This window comes from Saccharopolyspora shandongensis, from assembly GCF_900106995.1.
Classification (GTDB): domain Bacteria; phylum Actinomycetota; class Actinomycetes; order Mycobacteriales; family Pseudonocardiaceae; genus Saccharopolyspora; species Saccharopolyspora shandongensis.
Genome location: NZ_FNOK01000014.1, coordinates 1 through 22,630 on the forward strand (window position 1 = coordinate 1; position 22,630 = coordinate 22,630).

The 22,630-nt window shown below is 68.7% G+C and carries 23 protein-coding genes and 1 pseudogene; 13 read left to right on the forward strand and 11 right to left on the reverse strand.

The features are described from left to right. On the reverse strand, positions 1–297 hold a 297-nt coding region (locus tag BLW84_RS16740; RefSeq protein WP_177226511.1), incomplete at its 3' end, for a helix-turn-helix domain-containing protein. A 94-nt stretch (positions 298–391) separates the two neighbouring features. Here BLW84_RS16740 and BLW84_RS16745 point away from each other — a divergent pair. Continuing rightward, a complete protein-coding gene (locus BLW84_RS16745; RefSeq protein WP_093266391.1) occupies positions 392–940 on the forward strand; it encodes a dihydrofolate reductase family protein in 549 nt (182 codons plus the stop codon). A 292-nt stretch (positions 941–1,232) separates the two neighbouring features. On the opposite strand, the gene BLW84_RS16750 is transcribed toward BLW84_RS16745, so the two are convergent. Next, complete coding sequence (locus tag BLW84_RS16750) at positions 1,233–2,060, reverse strand: enoyl-CoA hydratase family protein (protein WP_093266392.1); 828 nt, start codon at positions 2,058–2,060, stop codon at positions 1,233–1,235. Positions 2,061–2,234: 174 nt separating this feature from the next. Between BLW84_RS16750 and BLW84_RS16755 the strand changes: the two genes are divergently transcribed. Then, positions 2,235–3,860 carry an AMP-binding protein gene (locus tag BLW84_RS16755; protein ID WP_093266394.1) on the forward strand — a complete coding sequence of 542 codons (1,626 nt, stop codon included), beginning with the start codon at positions 2,235–2,237 and terminating at the stop codon, positions 3,858–3,860. 15 nt (positions 3,861–3,875) lie between these two features. Here BLW84_RS16755 and kynU read toward each other — a convergent pair whose 3' ends face one another. The 6 genes from kynU to BLW84_RS16785 all read right to left on the reverse strand — a co-directional run bounded on the left by kynU (position 3,876) and on the right by BLW84_RS16785 (position 10,036). Next, positions 3,876–5,105: a kynureninase gene (kynU, locus tag BLW84_RS16760; protein ID WP_093266395.1), complete on the reverse strand. Its 1,230-nt coding sequence runs from the start codon at positions 5,103–5,105 to the stop codon at positions 3,876–3,878. Between the two features lie 27 nt (positions 5,106–5,132). After that, complete coding sequence (locus BLW84_RS16765; RefSeq protein WP_245761199.1) at positions 5,133–6,080, reverse strand: amidohydrolase family protein; 948 nt, start codon at positions 6,078–6,080, stop codon at positions 5,133–5,135. Positions 6,081–6,148: 68 nt separating this feature from the next. Then, the gene (locus BLW84_RS16770; protein WP_093266397.1) at positions 6,149–7,003 is read right to left on the reverse strand and encodes a tryptophan 2,3-dioxygenase; all 855 of its coding nucleotides are present in this window, start codon (positions 7,001–7,003) and stop codon (positions 6,149–6,151) included. An 89-nt stretch (positions 7,004–7,092) separates the two neighbouring features. After that, the gene (locus BLW84_RS16775; RefSeq protein WP_093266398.1) at positions 7,093–8,346 is read right to left on the reverse strand and encodes a multidrug effflux MFS transporter; all 1,254 of its coding nucleotides are present in this window, start codon (positions 8,344–8,346) and stop codon (positions 7,093–7,095) included. Positions 8,347–8,487: 141 nt separating this feature from the next. Beyond that, positions 8,488–9,495 (reverse strand): helix-turn-helix transcriptional regulator, encoded by a 1,008-nt coding sequence (locus BLW84_RS16780; RefSeq protein ID WP_093266400.1) that lies wholly within the window; start codon positions 9,493–9,495, stop codon positions 8,488–8,490. A gap of 37 nt (positions 9,496–9,532) precedes the next feature. After that, complete coding sequence (locus tag BLW84_RS16785) at positions 9,533–10,036, reverse strand: nucleoside deaminase (RefSeq protein ID WP_093266401.1); 504 nt, start codon at positions 10,034–10,036, stop codon at positions 9,533–9,535. 323 nt (positions 10,037–10,359) lie between these two features. On the opposite strand from BLW84_RS16785, the gene BLW84_RS16790 reads away from it, so the two are divergent. Both BLW84_RS16790 and BLW84_RS16795 read left to right on the forward strand, forming a co-directional pair. Then, positions 10,360–11,271 (forward strand): BMP family protein, encoded by a 912-nt coding sequence (locus BLW84_RS16790; RefSeq protein ID WP_218157349.1) that lies wholly within the window; start codon positions 10,360–10,362, stop codon positions 11,269–11,271. A 97-nt stretch (positions 11,272–11,368) separates the two neighbouring features. Then, positions 11,369–12,391, forward strand: a complete 1,023-nt coding sequence (locus tag BLW84_RS16795) for a YncE family protein (protein WP_093266403.1) — start codon at positions 11,369–11,371, stop codon at positions 12,389–12,391. A 29-nt stretch (positions 12,392–12,420) separates the two neighbouring features. Here BLW84_RS16795 and BLW84_RS16800 read toward each other — a convergent pair whose 3' ends face one another. Together BLW84_RS16800 and BLW84_RS50330 are read right to left on the reverse strand one after the other, a co-directional pair. Continuing rightward, positions 12,421–12,921, reverse strand: a complete 501-nt coding sequence (locus tag BLW84_RS16800) for a hypothetical protein (protein WP_093266405.1) — start codon at positions 12,919–12,921, stop codon at positions 12,421–12,423. A 192-nt stretch (positions 12,922–13,113) separates the two neighbouring features. Further along, positions 13,114–13,203: pseudogene (locus tag BLW84_RS50330) on the reverse strand (transposase); the annotation flags it as partial. Between the two features lie 59 nt (positions 13,204–13,262). On the opposite strand from BLW84_RS50330, the gene BLW84_RS16810 reads away from it, so the two are divergent. The 3 genes from BLW84_RS16810 to BLW84_RS16820 all read left to right on the forward strand — a co-directional run bounded on the left by BLW84_RS16810 (position 13,263) and on the right by BLW84_RS16820 (position 15,823). Further along, a complete protein-coding gene (locus tag BLW84_RS16810; protein ID WP_093266406.1) occupies positions 13,263–14,465 on the forward strand; it encodes an RNA-guided endonuclease InsQ/TnpB family protein in 1,203 nt (400 codons plus the stop codon). A gap of 110 nt (positions 14,466–14,575) precedes the next feature. Next, positions 14,576–15,124: a TetR/AcrR family transcriptional regulator gene (locus BLW84_RS16815; RefSeq protein WP_093266408.1), complete on the forward strand. Its 549-nt coding sequence runs from the start codon at positions 14,576–14,578 to the stop codon at positions 15,122–15,124. Between the two features lie 219 nt (positions 15,125–15,343). Further along, entirely contained in the window at positions 15,344–15,823 is a 480-nt protein-coding gene (locus tag BLW84_RS16820) for a hypothetical protein (RefSeq protein ID WP_093266410.1), read from the forward strand. 33 nt (positions 15,824–15,856) lie between these two features. Here the strand turns inward: BLW84_RS16820 and BLW84_RS16825 are convergent, their stop codons facing one another. Then, positions 15,857–16,198: a hypothetical protein gene (locus BLW84_RS16825; RefSeq protein WP_143060977.1), complete on the reverse strand. Its 342-nt coding sequence runs from the start codon at positions 16,196–16,198 to the stop codon at positions 15,857–15,859. Between the two features lie 915 nt (positions 16,199–17,113). Between BLW84_RS16825 and BLW84_RS16830 the strand changes: the two genes are divergently transcribed. From BLW84_RS16830 to BLW84_RS16855, 6 genes are all read left to right on the forward strand, one after another. Continuing rightward, the gene (locus BLW84_RS16830; RefSeq protein ID WP_143060978.1) at positions 17,114–18,211 is read left to right on the forward strand and encodes a hypothetical protein; all 1,098 of its coding nucleotides are present in this window, start codon (positions 17,114–17,116) and stop codon (positions 18,209–18,211) included. Positions 18,212–18,278: 67 nt separating this feature from the next. Further along, positions 18,279–19,358 (forward strand): NADH-quinone oxidoreductase subunit B family protein, encoded by a 1,080-nt coding sequence (locus tag BLW84_RS16835; protein WP_093266414.1) that lies wholly within the window; start codon positions 18,279–18,281, stop codon positions 19,356–19,358. Between the two features lie 35 nt (positions 19,359–19,393). Then, positions 19,394–21,196: a nickel-dependent hydrogenase large subunit gene (locus BLW84_RS16840; RefSeq protein WP_093266416.1), complete on the forward strand. Its 1,803-nt coding sequence runs from the start codon at positions 19,394–19,396 to the stop codon at positions 21,194–21,196. Next, the gene (locus BLW84_RS16845; RefSeq protein ID WP_093266418.1) at positions 21,189–21,737 is read left to right on the forward strand and encodes a NifU family protein; all 549 of its coding nucleotides are present in this window, start codon (positions 21,189–21,191) and stop codon (positions 21,735–21,737) included. Before BLW84_RS16840 ends, BLW84_RS16845 begins: the two co-directional genes overlap by 8 nt. After that, on the forward strand, positions 21,734–22,333 hold the full coding sequence (locus tag BLW84_RS16850; RefSeq protein ID WP_218157350.1) for a DUF5947 family protein: 600 nt from the start codon (positions 21,734–21,736) through the stop codon (positions 22,331–22,333). Before BLW84_RS16845 ends, BLW84_RS16850 begins: the two co-directional genes overlap by 4 nt. Further along, positions 22,326–22,532: a hypothetical protein gene (locus tag BLW84_RS16855; protein ID WP_093266420.1), complete on the forward strand. Its 207-nt coding sequence runs from the start codon at positions 22,326–22,328 to the stop codon at positions 22,530–22,532. Before BLW84_RS16850 ends, BLW84_RS16855 begins: the two co-directional genes overlap by 8 nt. Positions 22,533–22,630: the final 98 nt, after the last annotated feature.

A 22,630-nucleotide genomic window follows, 5' to 3' on the forward strand; every position in this document is an offset into this window, starting at 1 on the left:
CCCCGGCAGCGCCAGCTGATCGGGAAACTTGCCTACCACCGCCCGCTTCACCCGGGCCTGCTGCCGTGCGGTCAGCGCCTTCTGCTCCTCGGGACGCCGGCCACGTTTCCGCGCGTCCAAGGCCCGGTTTCCCGCACGGTGAAACGCATTCACCCAACGCGACACCGACCGCAGCCCCACACCGAAGGTCTCCGCGACCTCCGCCTGCGTCCGCCCGGACTCGACCGCCGCGACCACCCGCCGCCGCAAATCCTCTTGCGAGGCAGGCGAAAGCCGCTTGACATCAACCACCGTCACCTTCACACCATAACCAACGACCACGCCACATTTGAGTTACCCATCAATAAGTGACGTATCGCCCCGTGTACCCCATCGGCAGTACTCTCGCGAGATGCGACCGCTTCGGTACTCCATCAACGTCACATTGGACGGGTGCTGCGATCATCGTGCAATCCCCGCGGACGAAGACTTGCATCGTCACCACGCCGGGAACCTCGAAAGGGCCGATGCCCTTCTCCTTGGCCGGGTGACTTACGAAATGATGGAGGCAGCGTGGCGGCCGCCGGCGTCGGCGGGAGCGAGACCTGATCGGATGGATCCCTTCGCCGAGACGATCAATGCGGCAAAGAAGTACGTCGTGTCGAGCACCCTGGAGCAGGTCGATTGGAACGCGGAACTCGTGCGCACGGATCTGGCCGAGGCCGTTCAGCAGCTCAAGCGGGAGTCGGGCAAGGGACTGTTCGTAGGAGGCGTGAAGCTCCCACTGGCGTTGACGGAGCTGGGATTGATCGATGAGTACGAGTTCGTGGTGCATCCCAGGCTCGCGGGCCACGGGCCGACGTTGTTCGCGGGGCTGTCGAAGCATGTCGACTTGAAGCTCGTGAGCCGACTGGAGTTGGGCTCGGGAGCAGTGGCGATGCGGTACGAGCCGAGAAGGTAGCCATCGGGCTTGCTAGCCCCGAATCATGGAGCTTAGCCGCGGTTCTCGGTGATCCTGCGGAGGTCGTCGTTGAATCTGATCGCACTGCCATTCTTGATCTGATCAATCGTCGCTGACAGCGATGCACAATCACCTGCCCGGATCTTGCGTGCCGGCTGGTGACGGCCAAAGCGGCGGTGGACGACGTCGATGAGCTTGCCGACGGCGACGTGGTCGGGTCTCCTGGCTGCTGTTCGAATGCTCGCTGCCCGATGTATCCGTCAGAAGTGTCCTCCGCACGTGGCCGGGGTCGTCAGCGGCCTTGCCAGTTCGGGGGACGCTTGGCGTTGAAGGCGGCGTGGAACTCCGCGTAGTCCGCCGTTTTCATCAGCAGGGCTTGGGTTACCGCTTCCAGTTCCAGGGCTCCGGAGAGGCTCATGTCCAGTTCTCGGGTGAGCAGTTCCTTGGTCTGGGCGTAGCCCTGGAACGGGCCGGTGGCCAGGCGTCGGGCGAGCGCGGCCACCGCGTCGTCCAGCTCGTCGTCCTCGACGAGTTCGCTCACCAGGCCGTACCGTTCCGCCTTCGCCGCGTCGATGGTGTCGCCGAGCATCAGCAGTTGGGTGGCGCGGCCGAGGCCGACCAGGCGGGGCAGCAGGTAGGCCGAGCCCATGTCGGCGCCGGAGAGACCGACCTTGGTGAACAGGAACGCGAACTTCGCCGAGCGCGACGCGATGCGGAAGTCCGCCGCCAGGGCGATGACGGAGCCCGCGCCGGCCGCCATGCCGTGCAGCGCCACGATGATCGGGATCGGGCACTCCCGCATCGCCTTGATCACCGCGCCGGTCATCTTGGTGAACTCCAGCAGCCGGCCGGCATCCATCTTCAGCGTTTCGCCGATGATCTCGTTGACGTCGCCGCCGGAGCAGAACGCCCGCCCTTCGCCGCGCAGCACGAGCGCTCGCGTGTCGCCGCGCTGCGGGAGCTCGGTCAGCAGGTCGCGCAGGTCCGCGTAGGCCTCGAAGGTCAGCGCGTTGAGCTTGTCCGGCCGGTCGAAGGTGACGGTGGCGACGCCGTCGGCGTGCTCGAAGCCGAAGTGCTCCCACTCGGCGGTGATGGGGACCGATCCGCGGAACGGGCTCATGGGGGCGTCCTCCCTGGGCGTGCCGGATGCCGGGAGCGTATCACTGAAATTTGACTGCCGTCATCAATGCGACATGCTTGACGGGCAGTATGGCGAGATATTGACTGTCGTCACATCAAGTGAATACTTGGGGCAATCGCGTGGCCCCTGTCGTCGTTGGAGGGAGCGCTGCCGATGCAGCCCTCGTCGCAGTTATCGCTGTCCGGGCACGTCGACACGTTCTGCCGGGACAACCTGCCGCCGCGCGAGCAGTGGCCGCAGTTCCGGTTCGACCTGCCCGGGCTGGCGTACCCGGATCGCCTCAACTGCGCCGAAGTGCTGCTGGACGACGCGGTGGCGAAGTGGGGCCCGGACCGGCCGTGCCTGGTCACGCCGACCGAGCGCTGGACCTACGGCGAACTCCAGCGGCGCGCCGACCAGGTGGCGCAAGTGCTCGCAGCGGACTTCGGCCTGCAGCCGGGCAACCGGGTGCTGCTGCGCGGCCCCAACAACCCGTGGCTGGTGGCGAGCTGGTTCGGCGTCCTCAAAGCCGGCTGCGTCGCGGTGACCACGATGCCGCTGCTGCGCTCCGGCGAGATCGGCCAGCTGATCGAGCTCACCCGCCCCGCCCTGGCGCTCTGCGATCACCGCTTCGCCGCCGAGCTCCGCGACGCGACCCCCGGCGTCGTCATCGCGACGTACGGCGTCGACGCGGACGGAAGCCTGGACCGCCGCTGCGCGGCGAAGACCGGTGAGTTCACCGCGGTGCGGACGGCCGCCGACGACGTCGCGCTGCTCGCGCCAACCTCCGGCACGACCGGAAAACCCAAGGCCACCATGCACTTCCACCGCGACGTGCTGGCCAATGCGGACACCTTCGCCGAACACGTGCTCAAGCCCGATGCCGACGACGTGTTCACCGGAACCCCGCCGCTGGGGTTCACCTTCGGGCTGGGCGGCCTGGTCGTGTTCCCGATGCGCGTCGGGGCGTCGTCGCTGCTGCTGGAGAAGGCCGGTCCGGACGAGCTGGCCAAGGCGATCGCCGAGCACGACGTCACGGTGCTGTTCACCGCGCCGACGGCCTACAAAGCACTGCTGTCGGCGGACCGGGGCGCGGACCTGGCGACGCTGCGGCGCTGCGTGTCGGCCGGGGAACACCTGCCCAAGGAGGTGTGGGAGGCGTTCCACGCGCGGACCGGCCTCAAGATCATCAACGGCATCGGCGGCACCGAGCTGCTGCACATCTTCATCTCGGCCGCCGACGACGACATCCGGCCGGGCGCCACCGGCAAGGCGGTGCCCGGGTTCGAGGCGGCGGTCCTCGACGACGACGGCGAACCCGTGCCCGACGGTTCGGTGGGGCGCCTCGCGGTGCGCGGGCCGACCGGCTGCCGCTACCTCAACGACTCCCGGCAGCAGCAGTACGTCCAGCACGGCTGGAACATCACCGGCGACACCTACGTCCGCGACGGCGACGGGTACTTCTGGTATCAGGCGCGCAACGACGACATGATCATCTCCGCGGGCTACAACATCGCGGGCCCCGAAGTGGAGGAGGCGCTGCTGGGCCACCCCGACGTGGTCGAGACCGGGGTGGTGGCGTCGCCCGACGAGCAGCGCGGCGCGATCGTCAAGGCCTACGTGGTGCTGCGCGACGGACTGGTGGGCGACGCGGACAAGGCCGCCGAGCTGCAGGACTTCGTCAAGCAGCGCATCGCGCCTTACAAGTACCCGAGGGCGATCGAGTTCCTGGAAGCCCTGCCCCGCACCAGCAACGGCAAGCTCCAGCGCTTCGTCCTCCGCGAGCGCGCCCGGGCCTGACCGCCCGGGCGGCCGTCAGGCGACGACGAGTTCGCGCAGCGCGGCAAGACCATTGTGGACCTCGACGAAGCTGGTGCTCAGCGGGGCGAGGCCGATGCGGATCCCGTCGGGCGCGCGGAAGTCCGGGATGACGCCGCGGTCCCAGAGCTTGTCGGTGATCTCCCGGAAGTCGGCCCGGCGCACGGTGATGTGCCCACCGCGGCGCTCGGATTCGCGCGGTGACGCCAGCTGCACGCCCCGGTCGAACAGCCACGACTCCGCCAGTTCGAGGGCGAACTCGGTCAGCAGCAACGATTTCGCGCGGACTGCCTCGATGCCCGCTTCTTCGAGCATGTCCAGGCCGGCGAGCAGGGGGAGCATCGCCAGGATCGGGGGCGTGCCGCTGAGCACCCCGCGGATGCCGTCGGCGGGGTGATAACCCGGGCCCATCTCGAACGGCTCGCGATGTCCCATCCAGCCCCAGATCGGCTGCTGAGCGGACCCGTGATGGCGGCGGTTGACGTAGCCGAAGGCGGGAGATCCGGGCCCGCCGTTGAGGTACTTGTAGGTGCAGCCGACGGCGAAGTCGGCGCCCCACTCGTCGAGCTCGACGGGCACCGAGCCGGCCGAATGGCAGAGGTCCCACAGCACCAACGCGCCCGCCCGGTGCGCGGTGCGGGTGATCGCCTCGGCGTCGGCCAGGTAGCCGGAGCGGTATGCGACGTGGCTGAACACGACCAGCGCGGTGTCCGGGCCCACCGCCGCGGCGACCTGTTCGTCGGTGATGCCCGCCGCCGGGTCGGTCTCGATCCACTTGAGGACCAGGTCGCGTTCGGCGGCGATGCCTTCCAGGACGTAGCGGTCGGTGGGGAAGTTGTCGGTGTCGAGGACGATTTCGCGGCGGCCGGGCCGGGCGGCGACAGCGGCGCGGGCGAGCTTGTAGAGCATGACGGTGGTGGAGTCGGCCACGACGACCTGCCCGGGCTCGGCGCCGAGCGCGGCCCGGCCGAGGCGGTCGCCGACGGTGACCGGCCAGTCGAGCCACTCGTCGGTCCAGCCCCGGATCAGGCGCTGGCCCCACTGCTGGTGGATGAACCGGTCCATGTGCTCGGGAAGCGCGCCGGCGGGTCGCCCCAGGGAGTTGCCGTCGAGGTAGGCGACGACGTCCGCGCCGTCGGGCGTCAGGAACCGGTCCCGGAAGCCGCGCAGCGGATCGGCTTCGTCCAACGCGTGCGCCTTCGCCAGGAGGTCGGTGCGGTCGGGCATGGCGTTCTTCCTCTGCTGGTGGTCGAGTCAGGACGTGGGGGACGGGTCGAGAACCCGGGCCGTGCACAGGGAACCGGCGAACCGGGACGGCCGCCGATCGAGGCCGCCTGGCACCCAGCAAGGCGGCGCGGGGCTATCGAGATCGGTCATCGCGGTCAGCACGTCGTCGGGCGCGAGGCCGGCGGTTTGCAGCGCGGCGACCTCGCGCGCGTTGATGCCCAACGGTAGCGGCCCGTTGCCGAGATCGGTTCCGTAGCGGATGGTTCCGCCGAGGTGGCAGAACCGGCGCAGGTTGTCGACCGCGGTGCGCAGCTCGGCCGTGTCGGACCCGTAGCCGTGGATGTCGAGGGTGCTGATCCAGCTCATCCGCTGCGCCACGTCGGTCAGCAGCCGGTCCTCGATGCGTTCGGTCCACGGCGTGTGCGCGAGCCCGTCGACGCCTGCTTCGTAGGCGCCGCGGACGGTGTTGTCGCCCTCGGCGTGGGCGACGACGGGCAGCCCCATGCCGTGCGCCGTGGAGACGATCTCCGCCAGCACGCGGGCGGGGAGCGTGGGCCCCGCGCCGGGATGCAGGACGACCTTGATGGCCCGAGCGCCGGACCGGTGCTGCTCGCCCACGGCGGCTTGGGCGTCGACCACCGAACGCACCTCCCGGAAACTACCGGGCGGCGCCCAGGACCGGTCGCTGGGATACCCGCCCGGCGCGGTCAGGAACGCCCCGACGGCCCGGACCTGCGGCAACTCCGGATCGTCGGCGGCCAGCAGCTCGGCGACCGAGGCCGGAACGCTGCCCAGGTCGTCGACCTGCGAGATACCGCCGGCGCGGACGGCGCGGAGGTCCACCAGGCCCGAGTGCACGTGGGCGTCGCGCAGCCCGGGAAGCAGCGTGCCCCCGACCTGCCGGACCCGTGCGCCTGGCGGCACCGACGAGGGCGGCAACGGTCCGCCACCGACCGCGGGGCGCCACGCGCGCACCGGTCGAACCACCGGCCCCACCAGGCGGAATCGGCGATCACCCACTCCTCTTCGCCGGGCATCGCGGGCTACCGGGTGATCTCGGTGCGCACCGCGTACAGCTCGGGGAAGAAGGTCAGGTCCAGTGCGTCGCGGAGGAAGGGCACCCCGCTGGACCCGCCGGTGCCCCGTTTGAACCCGATCGTGCGCTCCACGGTCTTGAGGTGCCGGAATCGCCAGAACTGGAAGTTCTCCTCCAGGTCCACGAGTTCCTCGCAGGCCTCGTAGGCTGCCCAGTTCTCCTCGGCCGACTCGTAGATCTGCCGGAAGACGGGCACGAGCTCGGGCGCGTAGGTGTGCGCGCGGCTGACGTCGCGCGTCAGCAGCGGCGCGGGGACCGGGTACCCGCACCGGGAGAGGTGGCGGAGGAACTCGTCGTAGATGCTGGGTCGTCCGAGCAGCCCGGACAGCAGTGCGTGGGCGCGCTCGTCGTGCCGGAACACCTCCAGCATCTCGGCGTTCTTGTTGCCGAGGACGAACTCCACGGCGCGGTACTGGTAGGACTGGAATCCCGATGACCTGCCGAGGAATCCGCGGAACTGCACGAACTCCGTCGGGGTCAGGGTCGCCAGCACCGACCACTGCTCGGTGAGGGTGTGCTGGATGTGCTTGACCCGGGCCAGCCCCTTGAGCGCGGGCTGCAGCCGGTCGCCCGCGAGGTGCTCGCACGCCGTCCGCAGCTCGTGCAGCACGAGCTTGAGCCACAGCTCCGCCGCCTGGTGCTGGATGATGAACAGCAGCTCGTCGTGGTGCTCGGGTTCGCTGACGGGCTGTTGGGCGCCGAGCAGCTGCTCGAGGTTCAGGTACTGGCCGTAGGACATGGCGGTGCGGAAATCCCTGACCACCTCGTCCTCGATGGGACGGGTGTTCGTCGCATCGACCATCGGTTCTCCTCACGCCCCGCCCGAGCGGGCGGAGCCGCCGCCGGTTCATGTCGCATCCTATACGAACGTCACAAACAGGCAATGGTCGTTCAGGCGGCGGGGGATGTTTGGTCCATTGTGGATGGTTCTTCATGGCCCTGCCGCGGCCGGGCGAGTGTGATCAGTGCCAACGCGGAGAGGAGGACGAAACCCAGCACCACGACGGCCGTCGACATGGCGGTCGTGCTGCCCAGGGCGCCGGGCAGGGGTGCGGCCGCGGCGGCGAGCACGAATTGGATGCCGCCGAGCAGGCCGGAAGCGGCTCCGGGGGCATCGGCGCCGACCGCGAGGATGATGGTCGTCGACGCGGGCAGCAGCACGCCGAACCCGGAGGTCAGGCCGAACAGGCAGGCCCAGGTGGACGGGAACGTGCTGATGCCGGAGGCCAGCAGCGCGACCAGCGTGATCGCGGCGGTGACCGTGACGGCCACGCCGATGACGAGCAGCGAGTTGAGCCGCATGCGCCCGGCGAGCCGTCCGAACGCCACACCGGCCACTGTGGTGCCGACGGCGTTCGTGGCGAAGACGAGGCCGTAACCGGTGGGGGACAAGCCGTAGACGCTCTGGAAGACGAAGGGCGAGCCGGTGATGTAGGCGAACATGGCGGCCAGTCCACAACCCATGACGAGGAGGTGGCCGACGAGCTCGCGCCGCCGGAGCAATCCGCCCATGGCGATGAACGCGGCCCGCAGTCCGCCGGTGCGGCGCCGCTCGGCGGGCAGCGACTCGGGAACCCACACCCAGACCGCGGTCACCAGCACCAGCCCGGCCGCGGCCAGCGCCACGAACACCAGGCGCCACGAGCCGACGCCGAGGACGAGGCCGCCGGCAACCGGCGCCAGCACCGGCGCGGTCATCGCGATCGTGCTCAGCGTCGAGAGCTTGCGGGCCGCGCTGGGGCCGGTGAACCGGTCGCTGATGACGGCCCGCCCGATGACGAGCCCGGCGCTGCCTGCGGCCCCTTGCAACAGCCGGGCGACGTCGAACACGGCGATGGTCGGGGCGAACGCGCAGACCAGGGACAACGCGGTGAACAGGCCGCAGCCGGCCAGGAGTAGGCGTCGCCGTCCGGTCGAGTCGCTGACCGGGCCGAGCACGACCTGGCCGACGGCGAGCCCGACGAGGCACGCCGTCAGGGAGAGTTGGACGGCCGTTCCTGAGGTCGCGAACGAGGTGACGATCTGGGGGAAGCCGGGCGCGTACATGTCGGTGGCGAACGGCGATACCGCCGAGAGTCCACCGAGGACGATGACGAGCCGCCCGGCTCCCGTCCGCGCGGAAGTGACATCGATGCCGGCGTTCATCGGTCTCCAACGGAGGGTGTCTGTTTCGGGGAAGCGTGACGGCCGGTGTGGCCGCTACTCGTCACATCGTTGGAGTCGGGGCGACGCCGTGGTGTGGAGCGAGGTGCCCGCGAATGTGGAGGGCGATGCTCTCCCCAAGCGTCAGGAATGCGCTTGCCGGAACCGCGCGGGGGTGACACCCCGGTCGCGCCGGAAGGCGTAGCCGAAGTTGGTGGGCGAGGAGTAGCCGACCTCGTGCCCGATCCGGGCCACGGGCCAGTCGGTCTCGACGAGCAAAGCGGCGGCCCGGTCGAGGCAGCGCCGTCGGTGGTACGCCAGCACCGATGTCCCGTACAGCGCGCGGAATCCGGTCGTGAGGCGCCGGACCGACATCGACGACGCGCGGGCCAGATCGGCCAGCGTCGGCGGCGCGTGGCGCCGCTGCCAGAGCAGGTCGGGAACGCGGCGCAGCGCGGCCACCTCGTGGTCGTCCAGGGCGAGCTCCCGGACGTCTGCGGGCGGCGGGGTGAGCGCGAGCCCGTCGATCAGTGCCGCCAGCGCCGCCACGACCCGCGATTCCAGGAACAGCAGCCGCCCAGGAGACGAGCGCTGGTGCACGAAGATCTCCTCGAGTGGGCCGGCCACCAGGCGCAACGCGGCGGACCGGCCCAGATACCGCTCGCGCGCGACTTCTTCGGGTCCGGTGGCCGGCAGGGCGTCCGTGCCGCCGAGGTAGGACTCCAATCCGCTCCAGGTCCCGGCGATCGACACGGCCCGGTATCGCTCGCCGTCGCGATGTGCGACGGAGCCCCCGGTGGCGCACCGGGGGCTCAACGCCACCGAGCCGGTGTGCAGTTCGCCGACGCCGGCGTCGGTTTCGCTGACGCGCATGCTCCCGTCGACGCAGTGCTCCAGCTCGAAGTGGTCGCCGGGGAACGCGTACCCGACCTGGTGCCCGCCGGTGAACGCGACGTCGTAGCGGACGATGTGGAACCCGCTCCGCAACGACGTCACCTCGATCGTGCCGTCACCGACCTCCGGGCGAAGCCGGTGCCGAACGGTGCCATCGCGGCTCTCGTCGGTCTGAGCGATCGACGCGTAGTACGCCGCACACGTCCCGTCCAAGGCGGTGGAACCGGCCGCGCCGGAGATCAGGTGAACCCGAGCCACGAACCCGAAGGTTAGCCCACCCTTACCGGGGCGGCTGTCAGCCGATGCCGTGCAGGCGTGCGTGCAGGTTGCGAACCTCGTCGGCCAGCTCCGGATCCGGCCCGGCCACCGGGACGTTCGGTGCGATCGCGTTGATCGGCAGCGCGGCGACCTCGCCTGCCCCGATGCCCCATTCGCGGTGCCATGCGGTCAGCTGCTCGGTGCTCGTCGCGTAGATGATGCGCCCGAGGCCGACCCAGGCGTGGGCGGCGCTGCACATCGGGCAGTGCTCGCCGGAGGTGTAGACGGTGCTCTCGCGGCGCTCGGCGGGGGAGAGGTGCGCGGCCGCCCAGCGCGCGATCTCGAACTCCGGGTGCCGGGTGGCGTCGCCGTCCTTGACCTGGTTCCGGTCCTCGAAGCGGACCGCGCCCCGGGCGTCGACGAGCACGGAACCGAACGGCTCGTCCCCGTCCTCCAACGCCTCGCGCGCGAGCTCGACGCAGCGCCGAAGATGCGCGTGGTCGTCCGCTGTGATGATCTGAGTTCCCTCCGCTTCATGCATCGGTCCACCTTATCACATTTTGGTATACCAATATTTCGAGGGAACGTGGTCGCCAATGGTGGAACGGACATTCGTTTCGCGCGTGTTTCGACTTTGACGAGGTCAATCTCGCAGGTTGAGACCCTTTGTTCGGTCTCCCTCGAATCGCGCTCGTTGGTATACCGTCCTGCTCGTTCGTGATCTAGAAGAGGCGGATGAGCATGCGTGTCGTTCCCAAGGTGATCGTGAGTGCAGTGGCTGTGGCGGGGATCTTCGCGGCGGGAGCGTGTGGCGCCCCCGCCGGAAACGCTCCAGAACCGGCCAGTGCCCCCGCCGGAGTGCGCGTGGGGCTGCTGCTAGCCGGGCCGACCCACGACGGCGGGTTCATGGAGGCGGGCTACAACGGCGCGAAGCGGGCGGAGCAGCAGTTCGGCGCCCAGATCACGGTCATCGACCGGGTGGCGCCGAAGCAGCCGGAGCTGGAAGCGGCGATGCGGGACCTGGCCCGCGGCGGCGTCGACCTGGTCGTGGCGCAGGGCGGGCAGAACAACGCCGCCGCGACGGTGGTGGCCGCGGAGTTCCCGCAGACGAAGTTCGTGGTCACGCAGTCCGACGTCACCGGCCCCAACCTGGCGAGTTACGAAGTCCTGCAGGAGCAGTCGGCCTGGCTCGCCGGTGCCGCCGCCGGGCTGCTCACGAAGTCCGGCGTGGTCGGCCACATGTCGGGGATCCGCCCGGTTCCCGGGCTGAAGGGCCGCGCGGCCTTCGTCGACGGCGTCGCGCACACCAATCCCGTCGCGAGGGTGCTGACCAACTTCTCCGGGGACCAGGACGACATCGCCCTGGCCCGCCGCATCGCCATCGCGGAACTCGACGCGGGCGCGGACTACATCTTCACCATGCTCAACGCCGGGCGCCCCGGCGTCGCCGAGGCCATCAGGACTACCGGGAAGGGCCGTCAGTTCGGCAACGTCCGCGACTTCGCCGCCGACGACCCCGCGGTCTTCGCCGGCTCCGCCGTCGCCGACTCGGGCGAAGCGGTCTTCCGCGCCATCGACGACTTCGCCCACGGCAAGCTGCACGGCGGCGAGAACGTCCGGATCGGCCTGGAATCCCCCGAAGCCGTGCGCCTCACCCTCGCTCCCGACGTCCCCGACCACGTGCGCGCCGAACTGGACCGGCTCCGCCGGCAGATCGTCGACGGCGAGGTGGAGGTGAAAACGACCTACGCCGGACCGGAGTTCCCGAATCCGTAAGCCGGATTCGGCCGATCGCACCCGCGCGCATCGGGCGTCCCGGTGATTTTCCGGCGGCTTCCGTTCCGGAGTCCCGCGCGGATGTGAAGATCGGCGCATGGTGACCCGGCGTGCGGTGATCAAGGGAATCGGGAACGCCGCGGCGGTGGCCGCGGTGGCTCCGTCCGCGATTCGGGCGGCGCCGCCCGGAGTCGATGTGCTCGCCGTGGTCGAGAAGAGCGGCCATGCGGTGAGCTTCTACGAAACATCGACCGGGCGGCGCCAGGATTCCATCGCGCTGCCGCAATACCCGCACGAACTCGCGGCGGATTCCGGGCGGCGATGGGCCTACGTCGGTCACTACGGCGTCCGGACGTCCTCCGACACCGGGGAAGGCGGCGCTGCGGTCTTCGTGCTGGATCTGGCCGCGCGCGAGCTGATCCGAACGGTGGATCTCCGGCCGTTCAACCGGATTCACGGTGTGGGCGTGGACGCGCGGGATCGCCTGTACGCGCTGAGCGAGGCGAAGGCGACGTTGCTGGGCTTCGACGACCCGTCCGTGGACCAGGAACCGACGCGGGCGGTGCCGACCGATGGCATCAAGACGCACCTGTTCGCGATCAGCCGGGACGGCGAACGCGCCTACGTGACAGGGCTGCTCTCGCACACGGCCAGCCTGGTCCGGCCGTACGACCCGGTCGCGCGGCCCGTCGTGATGACACCGGGCGAGCGTCCCGAGGGAATCTGCCTCAGCCACGACGAACGCACCCTTTACGTCGGCGCCCGGCGCAGCCGGAGGTTGGTCGCGTTGGACGCGCAGCGGATGACGGTGCGCACGACGGTGTCCGTGCCAGGTGATCCGCTGCGCGTGTACGCACGCCCCGACGGTGTCGTGCTGGTGACCGACATCGCGGACAACAGCCTCACCGCGTTCACCCCGGACCTGCGGCGACTCTGGTCCCTGGGGCTGCCGGGCGCGCCATCGGCGGTGTCGTTCCACCCGACAGCGCCATTGGCTTACGTCTCGCAGCTCGGAGACGTCGATCAGGTCGGCATCGTGGACCTGGAAACCAGATCGATCGCCGGCGGCTTCGGCACCGGGCGCGAACCGGACTCCTCGGTGCTGCTGCCCGCCGCCTGACGTTCACCGGCGGGTGCTCCGCCGCAGGGCTAGCGATCCGAGCGGAACCGGTCCACGGCGCCTTGGAGGAGCTTGAGCATCGCCGGCACGTGCATGTGCTCGGCGGCGGCCCAGCGCGCCCGCGCCTCGTCCGTCTCGCGCTGGTTGAAGTAGGCGAACACCAGGGCGCCATCCGCGCGCTGAACGACTATCTCGGGAAGCAGCCCGATGGTGGATCCGGCCCCGAGCAGCACCTGGTCCGGGGTGCGCTGCCGCACCTGCCAACCGAGCACGTGGTCGTCGGACGGGATCGGGCCGAGCCGCACGCCGAGCGCGCCGAACCTGTTCGTCATGGCCTCGCGCATCGCTGGCGGTTGGTCTTCGAGAATCGCGCGAGCCCACTGCTCGGCGGTCCGGTCGGCCACGCCGTCGAACTCGGCGATGACGGCGTTCTGGTAGTCGATCCGGGCCAGCGTGCACAGAGCGAGTGCTCCCGGTGGTACCTCGATCTCGCGCGCTGCGGCCGAAGTCTGCGTTGTGGACTCAACCATGGCTGCTCCTCCACGGGAAGTTGGTGGACCGCTTCCACCATCCATTCAGTACTGTATGGATGACGCTAGTGGTGCCGGGAAGGCAACGTCAACCCGGCACGCCGGCGATGCTTCACCGGAGGAACGTGGCGGGGATGCCCCGTCCTTGAGGGCGGGGAGGAAGCGCGTCAGTTCTGCACCTGAGGTGGCCGCTCAGACGGTGGGTCGGGCTTGCTGCTCGATGTACTGGCGTACGACGGAGATTGACGCGCCCCCGACGGATCCGGCGAAGTAGGACCCAGACCCGACCAGTGCGGAAGGGCTTGGTGATCTCCATAAACCAACACCTACAATGATCGTTCATGCGAGCGAGCGACGAGATGAGGGATGCCGGGCATGCTCGGTACACCTATCGTTTGCGTCTCTCCCGCGCCGCTGGCCGCGCACTGCTGGCCGAGTGGGATCGGTGCCGTTGGGTGTGGAACCAGTGCGTGGAGCAATCCCGTACTGCGCACCGTGCGGGCGAGAAATGCGGACCCGCGCACCTGGACAAGCTTCTGACCGGCTGGCGCGGCGAGCATGAGTGGCTAGGGGGCGGTGCGTCGGTGCCGCAGCAGCAGATCATCCGTGACTTCGCGAAATCCCGGGCCAAGGCGTTGAAGGACATCAAGGCGCGTCTGCCGATGCGGCAGCGCGCCGGCATGCCCAGGTTCAAGAAGAAAGCCCTTGCTGCGCCGAGCCTGAATTACACGCTGCGCGGGTTCCGCGTCAAGGATTCTCGCCTGCACCTGGCGGGCGGCATCGTGGCTGCTGTGGTGTGGTCCCGAGAGCTTCCCGCCGCGCCTTCCTCGGTGCGGGTGTACCGCGATGCGCTGGGCCACTGGTACGCGAGCTTCGTGGTCGGAACCCAGGTCCAGCCGTTCCCGGAAACAGGCCGTGTGATCGGTATCGACTGGGGAGTCAAGGAAACCGCCACCACCACATCCGACGATCACGACCTCCCCCACGCCCAGCATGGTAAGAACGCGGCGGCGAAACTTGCCCGGTATCAGCGCATGATGGCCCGACGCCGCGCACCGCGCGGGAAGGCCCAGACCAAGGGCTACCGCAAGGCACAACGCCAAGCGGCCAAGGCGCACAAGAAGATCGCCCGGCAACGCCAAGATACCGCCCGCACGTGGGCTAAGCGCGTGGTCACCGACCATGATGCGATCGCCGTTGCGGACTTCCGCCCGAAGTTCCTGGCCAAAACCACGATGGCTCGCAAAGCCGCCGATGCGGCGATTACGGCCACGAAGAACGAACTGGTCATGATGGGCCGCAAGCACGGCCGACAGGTCGTGTTGGTGGACCCGAAGAACACGACCAAAGACTGCGCCAAGTGCGGAGCGAGAACCAAGCACGCCTTGCCGCTGTCCGAACGTACCTACACCTGCACCGCATGCGGCCACGCGTCTCCGAGGGATAAGAACTCGGCGCATGTGATGCTCGTCCGGGCTGGGCTGTACCCGGCTGGTGATGAGAGCGGAAGACCTCCCGGCTCGCAGAGCCGGGAGGCAGCTTGAGCCAGAAATCCCCACCATGCCGTGTCGGGCGCCGAGATCAAGAATCTCCGCCCTTCACGACGGGGAGTAGTCAATTGACCGCGCACGCGCGACCGAACAGGAGCAGGTCAATGGCGGCACCGACCCGCACCCCGCCGAGCAGGTGGATCGAAGCGGGCCTGAAGGCCCTCGCGAGCGGCGGCCCGGACGCGGTCCGGATCGAGCCGCTGGCGAAGGAGCTCGGTGCCACCAGGGGAAGCTTCTACTGGCACTTCAAGGACCGCGACGCGTTCCTCGAAGCGATGCTGAACACCTGGGAACAACGCAGCATCGACGAGGTGATCGACCAGGTGGAAACCGAGTGCGGAGACGCGAGGGACAAGGTCCGCCGGGCGGGCATGCTCACGTTCTCCGACGAACTGGTCCCGATCGACCTGGCGGTCCGGGACTGGGCCCGATACGACCCGGCGGTGGCCGAGCGCCTCCGCCGAGTCGACAACCGCCGCATGGACTACGCCCGCGAGCAGTTCCGGAAGTTCTGCGCCGATGAGGACGACGTCGAAGCCCGCTGCATGATCGCCTTCTCCCTGGCGATAGCCAAGCACCTGCTGGCGGCGGACCACGGCCCCCGAACCCGAACAGAGGTCCTCGACCTCGCATCCGCCCACCTGCTCGCCTGATCGCCATGAACGACGGCGCGTCGAGGAAGTCCTGATCCACTCCTCCGCCGAGGTTCCGTTGACGCGCACGCCCGCCTGCTCTCAGAAGTTCAAGGGCTGGCTGACAATCCAGTAGTTCGCCGATTCGAGGCGATCGAATCCATGCGTAGTGCATGGAGAAACGACCCCAAGGGCACTGGTGGTAAGTGGATGCTGTTGCGCCGCGCGGGAGGTTGCTGAATGAAGTTCGTCAAGGTCGAGTGGAATCCGGCGGCGGGCGGGTTTTGGCTCGATCCCCGCGGCTACGTCGCGGAGCTGCCGAAGCTCGTCGACGACCTGCCGAAGGGGGCCGGCGCCTTCGCGACGGATCCAGGCCACTACGACTTCGGCAGTCCGAGGTGCGTCAAGGATCTTGAGCTGGTCGGCGCGTCCTTGGCCGGTGACGGCGACGCGGGCTTCGAGGTCCGCTTCGGGGCGAACGAGTGGAAGCACGACTCAGGGCTCGTGATCAGGTACGCGCAGGTGTCGGACCTTCGTCTGGCTGCACCGGGGGCAAGCATCAACGATCTGGGACCTGTACTTCTCGACGAGATCCTCCCGGCGAAGCACGGGTGCAGGCACGAGATCGTGTTCATAGGCGGCACGCTTGCGATCTCCTGCGCGGATTTCGATGCCCGCTGGGAATGGGATGGAGGACCTGGAGGGGCGGACTTCGAGTAGCGCGAAACCGCCGAGTCGGACGCCCCTCCGGCGTCAGCCATGCCAGGGACCGGGGCGGTCGGGGCTCTCGTTCGTGGTGTCGGCCCAGTCCCAGGTTGCGTCGTCCTGGTCCGACCAGGAGTCGGCCGTGTCGTCGGTCCACTCAGCGAGGCGTGTTCCGATGTGGCCGGGGAAGTCCTCGAGGGCGTTCAGGCGCCGGTGGATCTCCTCCTGGACGACGAGCGCTTCGTGGCGGTGCCGCTGTACGAGGTCCCAGCACTGCTGTTCGAGCGCGTGGTTCATGCAGAGCTCCGCGAGCTTGGCGCGGCGATCGAGTTCGTCCAGGGAGCAGGAAGTCAGTGACTCATTGTGGGATTGCAGGATGAGCTGGGACATGGTCACACCCCGATTCGTCGGTGGATTTCTGTTTCGGTCGTGCTATCCACTGTGACGTCCGACACCTGCGCCGGGTACGGGGTGAACTACTCATGACGCGCCCGCATTCGGCCTGAGTAGTGCGCCCGGGCCGAGGGCGCTCGGTGGGCGGCGACAGCCTGTCGTGTTCCCTGCCCTGAGGAGTTCGGTCCGATCCTCGACCCGGGGCTGATGGAACTCGCCGAGGCCGCGAGCCGGTCAGGTTCGGTCTCGCAGGAACAGCGAGCGACTCCGGAGACGCCCGCTGCGGATGGTTTCGGCGCTCGGTGTGCGGGGTAGTCAAGAGGCGCCAACCGCCCGTCCAAGGCGGTTGGCTTCGCGGTGACGCCGGTCGGGGCTGGCCTGTTCCGTTCGGACCGGGTCAGCCCCGCACCGTAGACGGGTCGAATGTCGCGGTGGATCGCTCGCGATCGGCTCGGTCCGCTGGCACTACCGGGTGGCAAGCACCGCCAGCGTCCACAGCGGACTCTCGTCGGCCCTCGTTCGTGCTCTCCTGCGGCCTGCAACTCTGATTCGCTGACCGCCAAGGACTTCTGCGGAACGAATCCGCTCATGCGGCAGCAACGTCAGCACGCAGTGTTGAGCACCGCGAATCCACCCTGTGCGGAATTGGTGCCGATCGACGTCGTGCGGCACGGCAAGGTGGCCGGCCCCGGGTGCGGGCAGATCGACTTGTGGGCGTTGCGGGCGCCGCCGTAGCTTGGACGGAATCGCGCAGCACCTCCGCGTCGATGCCTTTCCGGGCCGGTCATCAGGCCTGCGGGCACGGGGTGACAACCGGATCAATACCAGGACTGCCGTGGGGCGACCGTTGATCAGCGGGAAGCGCACGATCCTCCTTCTGCACGGCAGCAGCCAAGCTGGGGGCAGAAACCGATGAGCGTCGCACCGAAGGACAGCCAACCCGGGCCCGTCGTGCCCGGCACGGAGTTCGCGCGGGCTCAAGCGGTTGCCGACGCGGTGCTCTACGAGGGGTACCTGCTCTACCCGTATCGGCGTTCTTCGGGGAAGAACCGCGTGCGATGGCAGTTCGGCATCGTCGCGCCGCGGCGGTGGGTCGAGGCGGATGGGCCGGTGCCGCCGGTGGTGGCGGGCTCGGTGGAATCGTGGCAGCAGCAGACGGAATGCCTGTTCCACGTTCGGGGCGGGCAGGAAGAGGCCGAGGCCGACATCCGGCTCCGCTTCTTGCGGGTCGTGCTGCGAACCGCCGAACGCGCTGTCGACGGCGGGTTCGTCCCGGTGGATTCGTTGGACGCCGACGGCACGCGGCACCTGTCGACGGAGGAAGCCGCGCCCCAGCAGTTCGATCTGCACGCGAGGCTGCCAGAGCTCCTCGATGGTGGATGTGCCCGCGAAATCCGGCTTCCCGCCGCCACGGAAATCGAACCGCTTGGCGACAGCGGCCGGATCCTGCGGCGCTCGGAGACCGTCGCCGCGTCGCTGTCCGCGTCCGCCGAGCGGGTGGGAGACGGGACCTACCGCCTGCGGGTGCGAGTCGAGAATCTCGATCGCGGCGTGGATGAAGATGCGTCTCGTCCGGCTGCGCTCCGGCATTCGCTGGTGGCTACGCACGTGCTGATCAGCGGACGCGGACTGGAGTTCTGCTCCATGATGGACCCGCCCGGCGAGGTTTCGGCGGCGGTGGCAGCCAGTCGCAACATCCACGCGTTCCCCGTCCTCATCGGCGATGACGCGGATCTGGTGCTGTCCTCGCCCATCCTCCTGCCCGATCACCCCGAGGTCGCCCCGGAAAGCCCGGGTGATCTGCACGACGCGACCGAGATCGACGAGATGTTGTCTCTGCTGACGCTCGCGCTGACCGATGCGGAGAAGAGCGAAGCGCGGGCCACCGATCCTCGTGCCGCCGAGATCCTCGACCGGGTGGACGGCATGCCGTCCGAGGTCCTGGCGCGGCTGCACGGCACGATGCGCTCGCTGCGCGACACCACCGGGGCAAGGGGGGAAGGCTCCTGATGCTGCAGCAGGACCTGATCGCACACGACCACCGGACACGAGATCCGTTGCAGGGGAGGACCGCGACATGACTGCCGACGACGAGCTGGAGATGCCGGAGCAGCGCGCCGCGCGACGAAGTGGATTCGATGAGATCGACATCCTGTGGATCTCCGAGGGGATGAGCTGCGACGGCGACACCGTGTCGGTGACGGCGTCGGGACAACCCTCGATCGAGGACGTGGTGCTCGGCCTCATTCCGGGACTGCCGAAGATAAACCTGCACAACAAGGTTCTCTCGCCCACGCCCGGCGGGGAGGAGTTCCTCCAGCCGTTCCGCGCCGCGGCGCGCGGTGAGCTGAAGCCGTTCATCCTGGTGATCGAGGGTTCCATCCCGAACCAGAACGTCATCGAGGGCGACGGGTACTGGACGTCGTTCGGCAACGATCCGGAGACCGGTGCGCCGCTGCCGCTGAACTGGTGGCTCGACCACCTCGCGCCGAAGGCGTGGGCAGTGGTCGCGGCCGGCACCTGCGCGACCTACGGCGGAATCCACGCGATGGCCGGCAACCCCACCGGGTGCATGGGGCTCGCCGACTACCTGGGCTGGGAGTTCAAGTCCCGCGGCGGCCTCCCGATCGTCAACATCCCGGGCTGTCCGGTGCAACCGGAGAACTTCATGGAGACCTTGACGTGGTTGCTGTACCACGCCGCGGGCACTGCGCCGGCGCCGCCGCTGGACGAGAAGCTGCGGCCGCAGTGGCTGTTCGGCAGGACCGTGCACGAGGGCTGCGACCGGGCGGGCTACTACGAGCAGGCCGACTTCGCCAAGGACTACAACTCGCCGAAGTGCCAGGTGAAGGTCGGCTGCTGGGGCCCGGTGGTCAACTGCAACGTGCCCAAGCGCGGCTGGATATCCGGGGTCGGCGGTTGCCCGAACGTGGGCGGCATCTGCATCGGCTGCACCATGCCGGGATTCCCGGACATGTTCATGCCGTTCATGGACGAACCGACGGGGGCGAGCCTGTCCAGCATCCTCGCCAAGCCCTACGGGTCGTTCATCCGGCGGATGCGCGGCATCACCAACAGGGTCGCGAACAAGGAACCGAAGTGGCATCACAAGCAGCCGGTGCTGACGAGTGGGTACGACCCCCGTTGGCGTCCGTAGGCAGTGGCTGACGAGGAAGGCAGGAGAACCGGACCATGGCCGATCGCGGAACCAGCGCTGGACCGAAGCAGGGCAAGCTCGTCGAGATGAACTGGGATCCGATCACCCGGATCATCGGAAACCTCGGCGTGTACACCAAGATCGACTTCGCCAACGGCGAGGTCGCCGAATGCCACAGCACGTCATCGTTGTTCCGCGGCTACTCGGTGTTCATGAAGGGCAAGGACCCGCGTGATGCCGGATTCATCACCAGCCGGATCTGCGGCATCTGCGGGGACAACCACACGGCGTGCTCCAACTACGCGCAGCAGATGGCCTACGGGATCAAACCGCCGCCGCTGGCGGAAACGATCGTCAACCTCGGTGAAGCGGCCGAGTACATGTTCGACCACACGATCTTCCAGGACAACATGGTCTTCGTGGACTTCTGCGAGGCGATCGTCAAGGAGACCAACCCGGCGCTGCTGCGGCGCGCGGAGTCCGCCGAGGCCAAGAACCGGGACGTGCACGGCTACCGCACCATCGCCGACATCATGCGGGGGTTCAACCCCTTCGAAGGTGAGATCTACAAGGAGGCCCTGAAGATCAGCCGGGTGACCCGGGAGATGTTCTGCCTGATGGAAGGCAGGCACGTGCACCCGTCCACGATGTACCCGGGCGGGGTGGGGACGATGCCCGAGCCGACGACCTTCACCGACTACCTGTCCCGGTTGGTGCGGGTCATGGACTTCGTGAAGCAGTCCGTCGCGCTCAACGACGACGTCTTCGACTTCTTCTACGAGGCGCTGCCGGGGTACGAGGAGGTCGGCAGGCGCCGGGTGCTGCTGGGCTGCTGGGGCGCGTGGCAGAACCCCGACGTCTGCGACTACCGCTACGAGACGATGAGCGACTGGGGCAAGGCGATGTACGTGACGCCCGGCGTCATCGTGGACGGGGAACTCGTCACGAACGACCTCGTCGACATCAACCTGGGCATCCGGATCCTGCTCGGGAGCTCGTTCTACGAGGACTGGGTGAACGAGGAACCGTTCGTGACCCGCGATCCCCTGGGGAACCCGGTGGACATCCGCCACCCGTGGAACCAGACGACCGTGCCCGTACCGCAGAAGCGCGACTTCGACGGGAACTACAGCTGGGTGATGAGCCCGCGGTGGTTCGACGGGCAGAACCACCTGGCGCTGGACACCGGCGGAGGGCCGCTGGCGCGGTTGTGGTCCACCGCGTTGAACGGTCTCGTCGAGACCCCCTACGTCCGGGCGACCGGGTCGAGCGTGCAGATCTCCCTGCCGCGCAGCGACAAGCTGCCCGAGACGACGCTCGAATGGCGCATTCCGCACGACAAGGCGGGAAAGCCGCTGTCGAACGCGATCGAGCGGGATCGGGCGCGGGTGTACTTCGTCGCCTACGCCGCGGCCATGGCGCTGCACTTCACCGAGCAGGCCATGGAGCAGGTGCGAACCGGCGACAGCCGGACCTTCACGGATTTCGAGGTGCCCGACGAGGCCATCGGATGCGGGTTCCACGAGGCGGTCCGCGGCGTGCTCTCGCACCACCTGGTGATCAAGGACAAGAAGATCGCGAACTACCACCCGTACCCGCCGACCCCGTGGAACGCCAGCCCGCGCGACAGCTTCGGCGTGCCCGGCCCGTACGAGGACGCGGTGGGCGGAACGCCGATCTTCGAGGAGAACGGGGCGGACGACTTCAAGGGCATCGACATCATGCGCACGGTGCGCAGCTTCGACCCGTGCTTGCCCTGCGGCGTGCACATGTACCTGGGAGGCGGCCGAGAGCTCAGGAAGATGCATTCGCCCACGTTCGGAGGAGCGCATGGCTGACCGGAGCAGCCTCGACGACGCGGCGGTCCAGAAGCGGCTCGCCCGCGTCGACGACCTGCTCGAAACCGTCGAGCGGGCACCGGGGCCGACCGCCGACGCGGCGGTGGAATCGGTGCAGATCCTGATCGAGGTCTACGGCGAGGCGTTGGGCAGGGTCGTGGACCTCGCCGGGCCGCTCGCCCGAACGTTCGCCCAGGACGAGTTGCTGAAGCACCTGATGGTCCTGCACGAGATCCATCCGGATTCGGTGGCCGACCGCGTGCGGCAGGCCATCGACGACGTCCGCCCGCACGTCGAGTCGCGGGGCGGCCGGGTGGAGCTGACCGAGGTGGCGGGGAGCGTCGCGCGGGTGCGGCTGACCGGAGTGAGCGGGACCTGTTCGTCGAAGTCCGCCGACGTGGCGCAGGCGATCACCGAAACGGTGTTGGCCCTGGTGCCCGAGGTGGCGGAGGTCGACGTGGCGCAGCCTGCCTCGCCATCGATGATCTCGGTGGACGCCGTGCTGAGCCGCGCTCGGGACAGCGAGCGGAGGCAGGCGTGAGGTCCGCGGCCTTGGAGCGCTTGGCTCGGCAAGTCCGCCGGCGTGCGGAAGGACAACCCTGCGATGTCTGCGGCGCGCCGGTTCCTGACGAACACCGCCACGTGCTGGACCTGGGGCGACGTGAGCTCATGTGCGCCTGCCGGGCGTGTGCGGTGCTGTTCGACCGGGATGCCGCCGGCGGCGATCACCTCCGGCTCGTGCCGCAACGGCGCCAGCGCCTGGAGCCGGTTCCCACGGCAGACCTGGGCGTCCCGGTCGGCTTGGCCTTCTTCACGATCCAGTCGGACGGCGCGGTGGTCGCGCACTACCCCAGCCCGGCGGGAGCCGCGGAGTGGGAGGTCGATCCGCACATCTGGCAGGAGGTCGTGGACCGGCATGCACAGCTCGGGACGATGGCCCGGGAGGTCGAAGCGCTGCTGGTGAACACCGCACGCGGGCAGCGGGAGCACTGGATCGTGCCCGTCGAGGACTGCTTCCGGCTGATCGCCGTGGTTCGCCGGGAGTGGAGCGGGCTGTCCGGCGGTTCAACCGTGTGGCCGGCGATCGAGCAGTTCTTCGCGGCACTGGCGGAAGACGGGAGGAGTTGCGATGGGTGAGATCAAGGTCGGCCGGGAAGATGTGAAGGTCGATACTCCCGGTCACATCCCGGGGCTGCACCAAGGGAACCGGGGCCCGTCCCGGCGGCAAGCGGGGCACCACGCCGATGGCACGGCCGACGCCCGCCGTTCGACCGGGATCGAGTGGAAGCACCACAACGCGATTCTCGAGATCATGCCGAACGTCTCGCCGGGTTGATCGGGAGGGAGGACGAATGGCGAGGAAAATTCTTATCCTGCAGGCAGTTCTGATCTGCGTGGGATTGATAGCGCTGTTGCTGAGGGAAATCCCCGGGC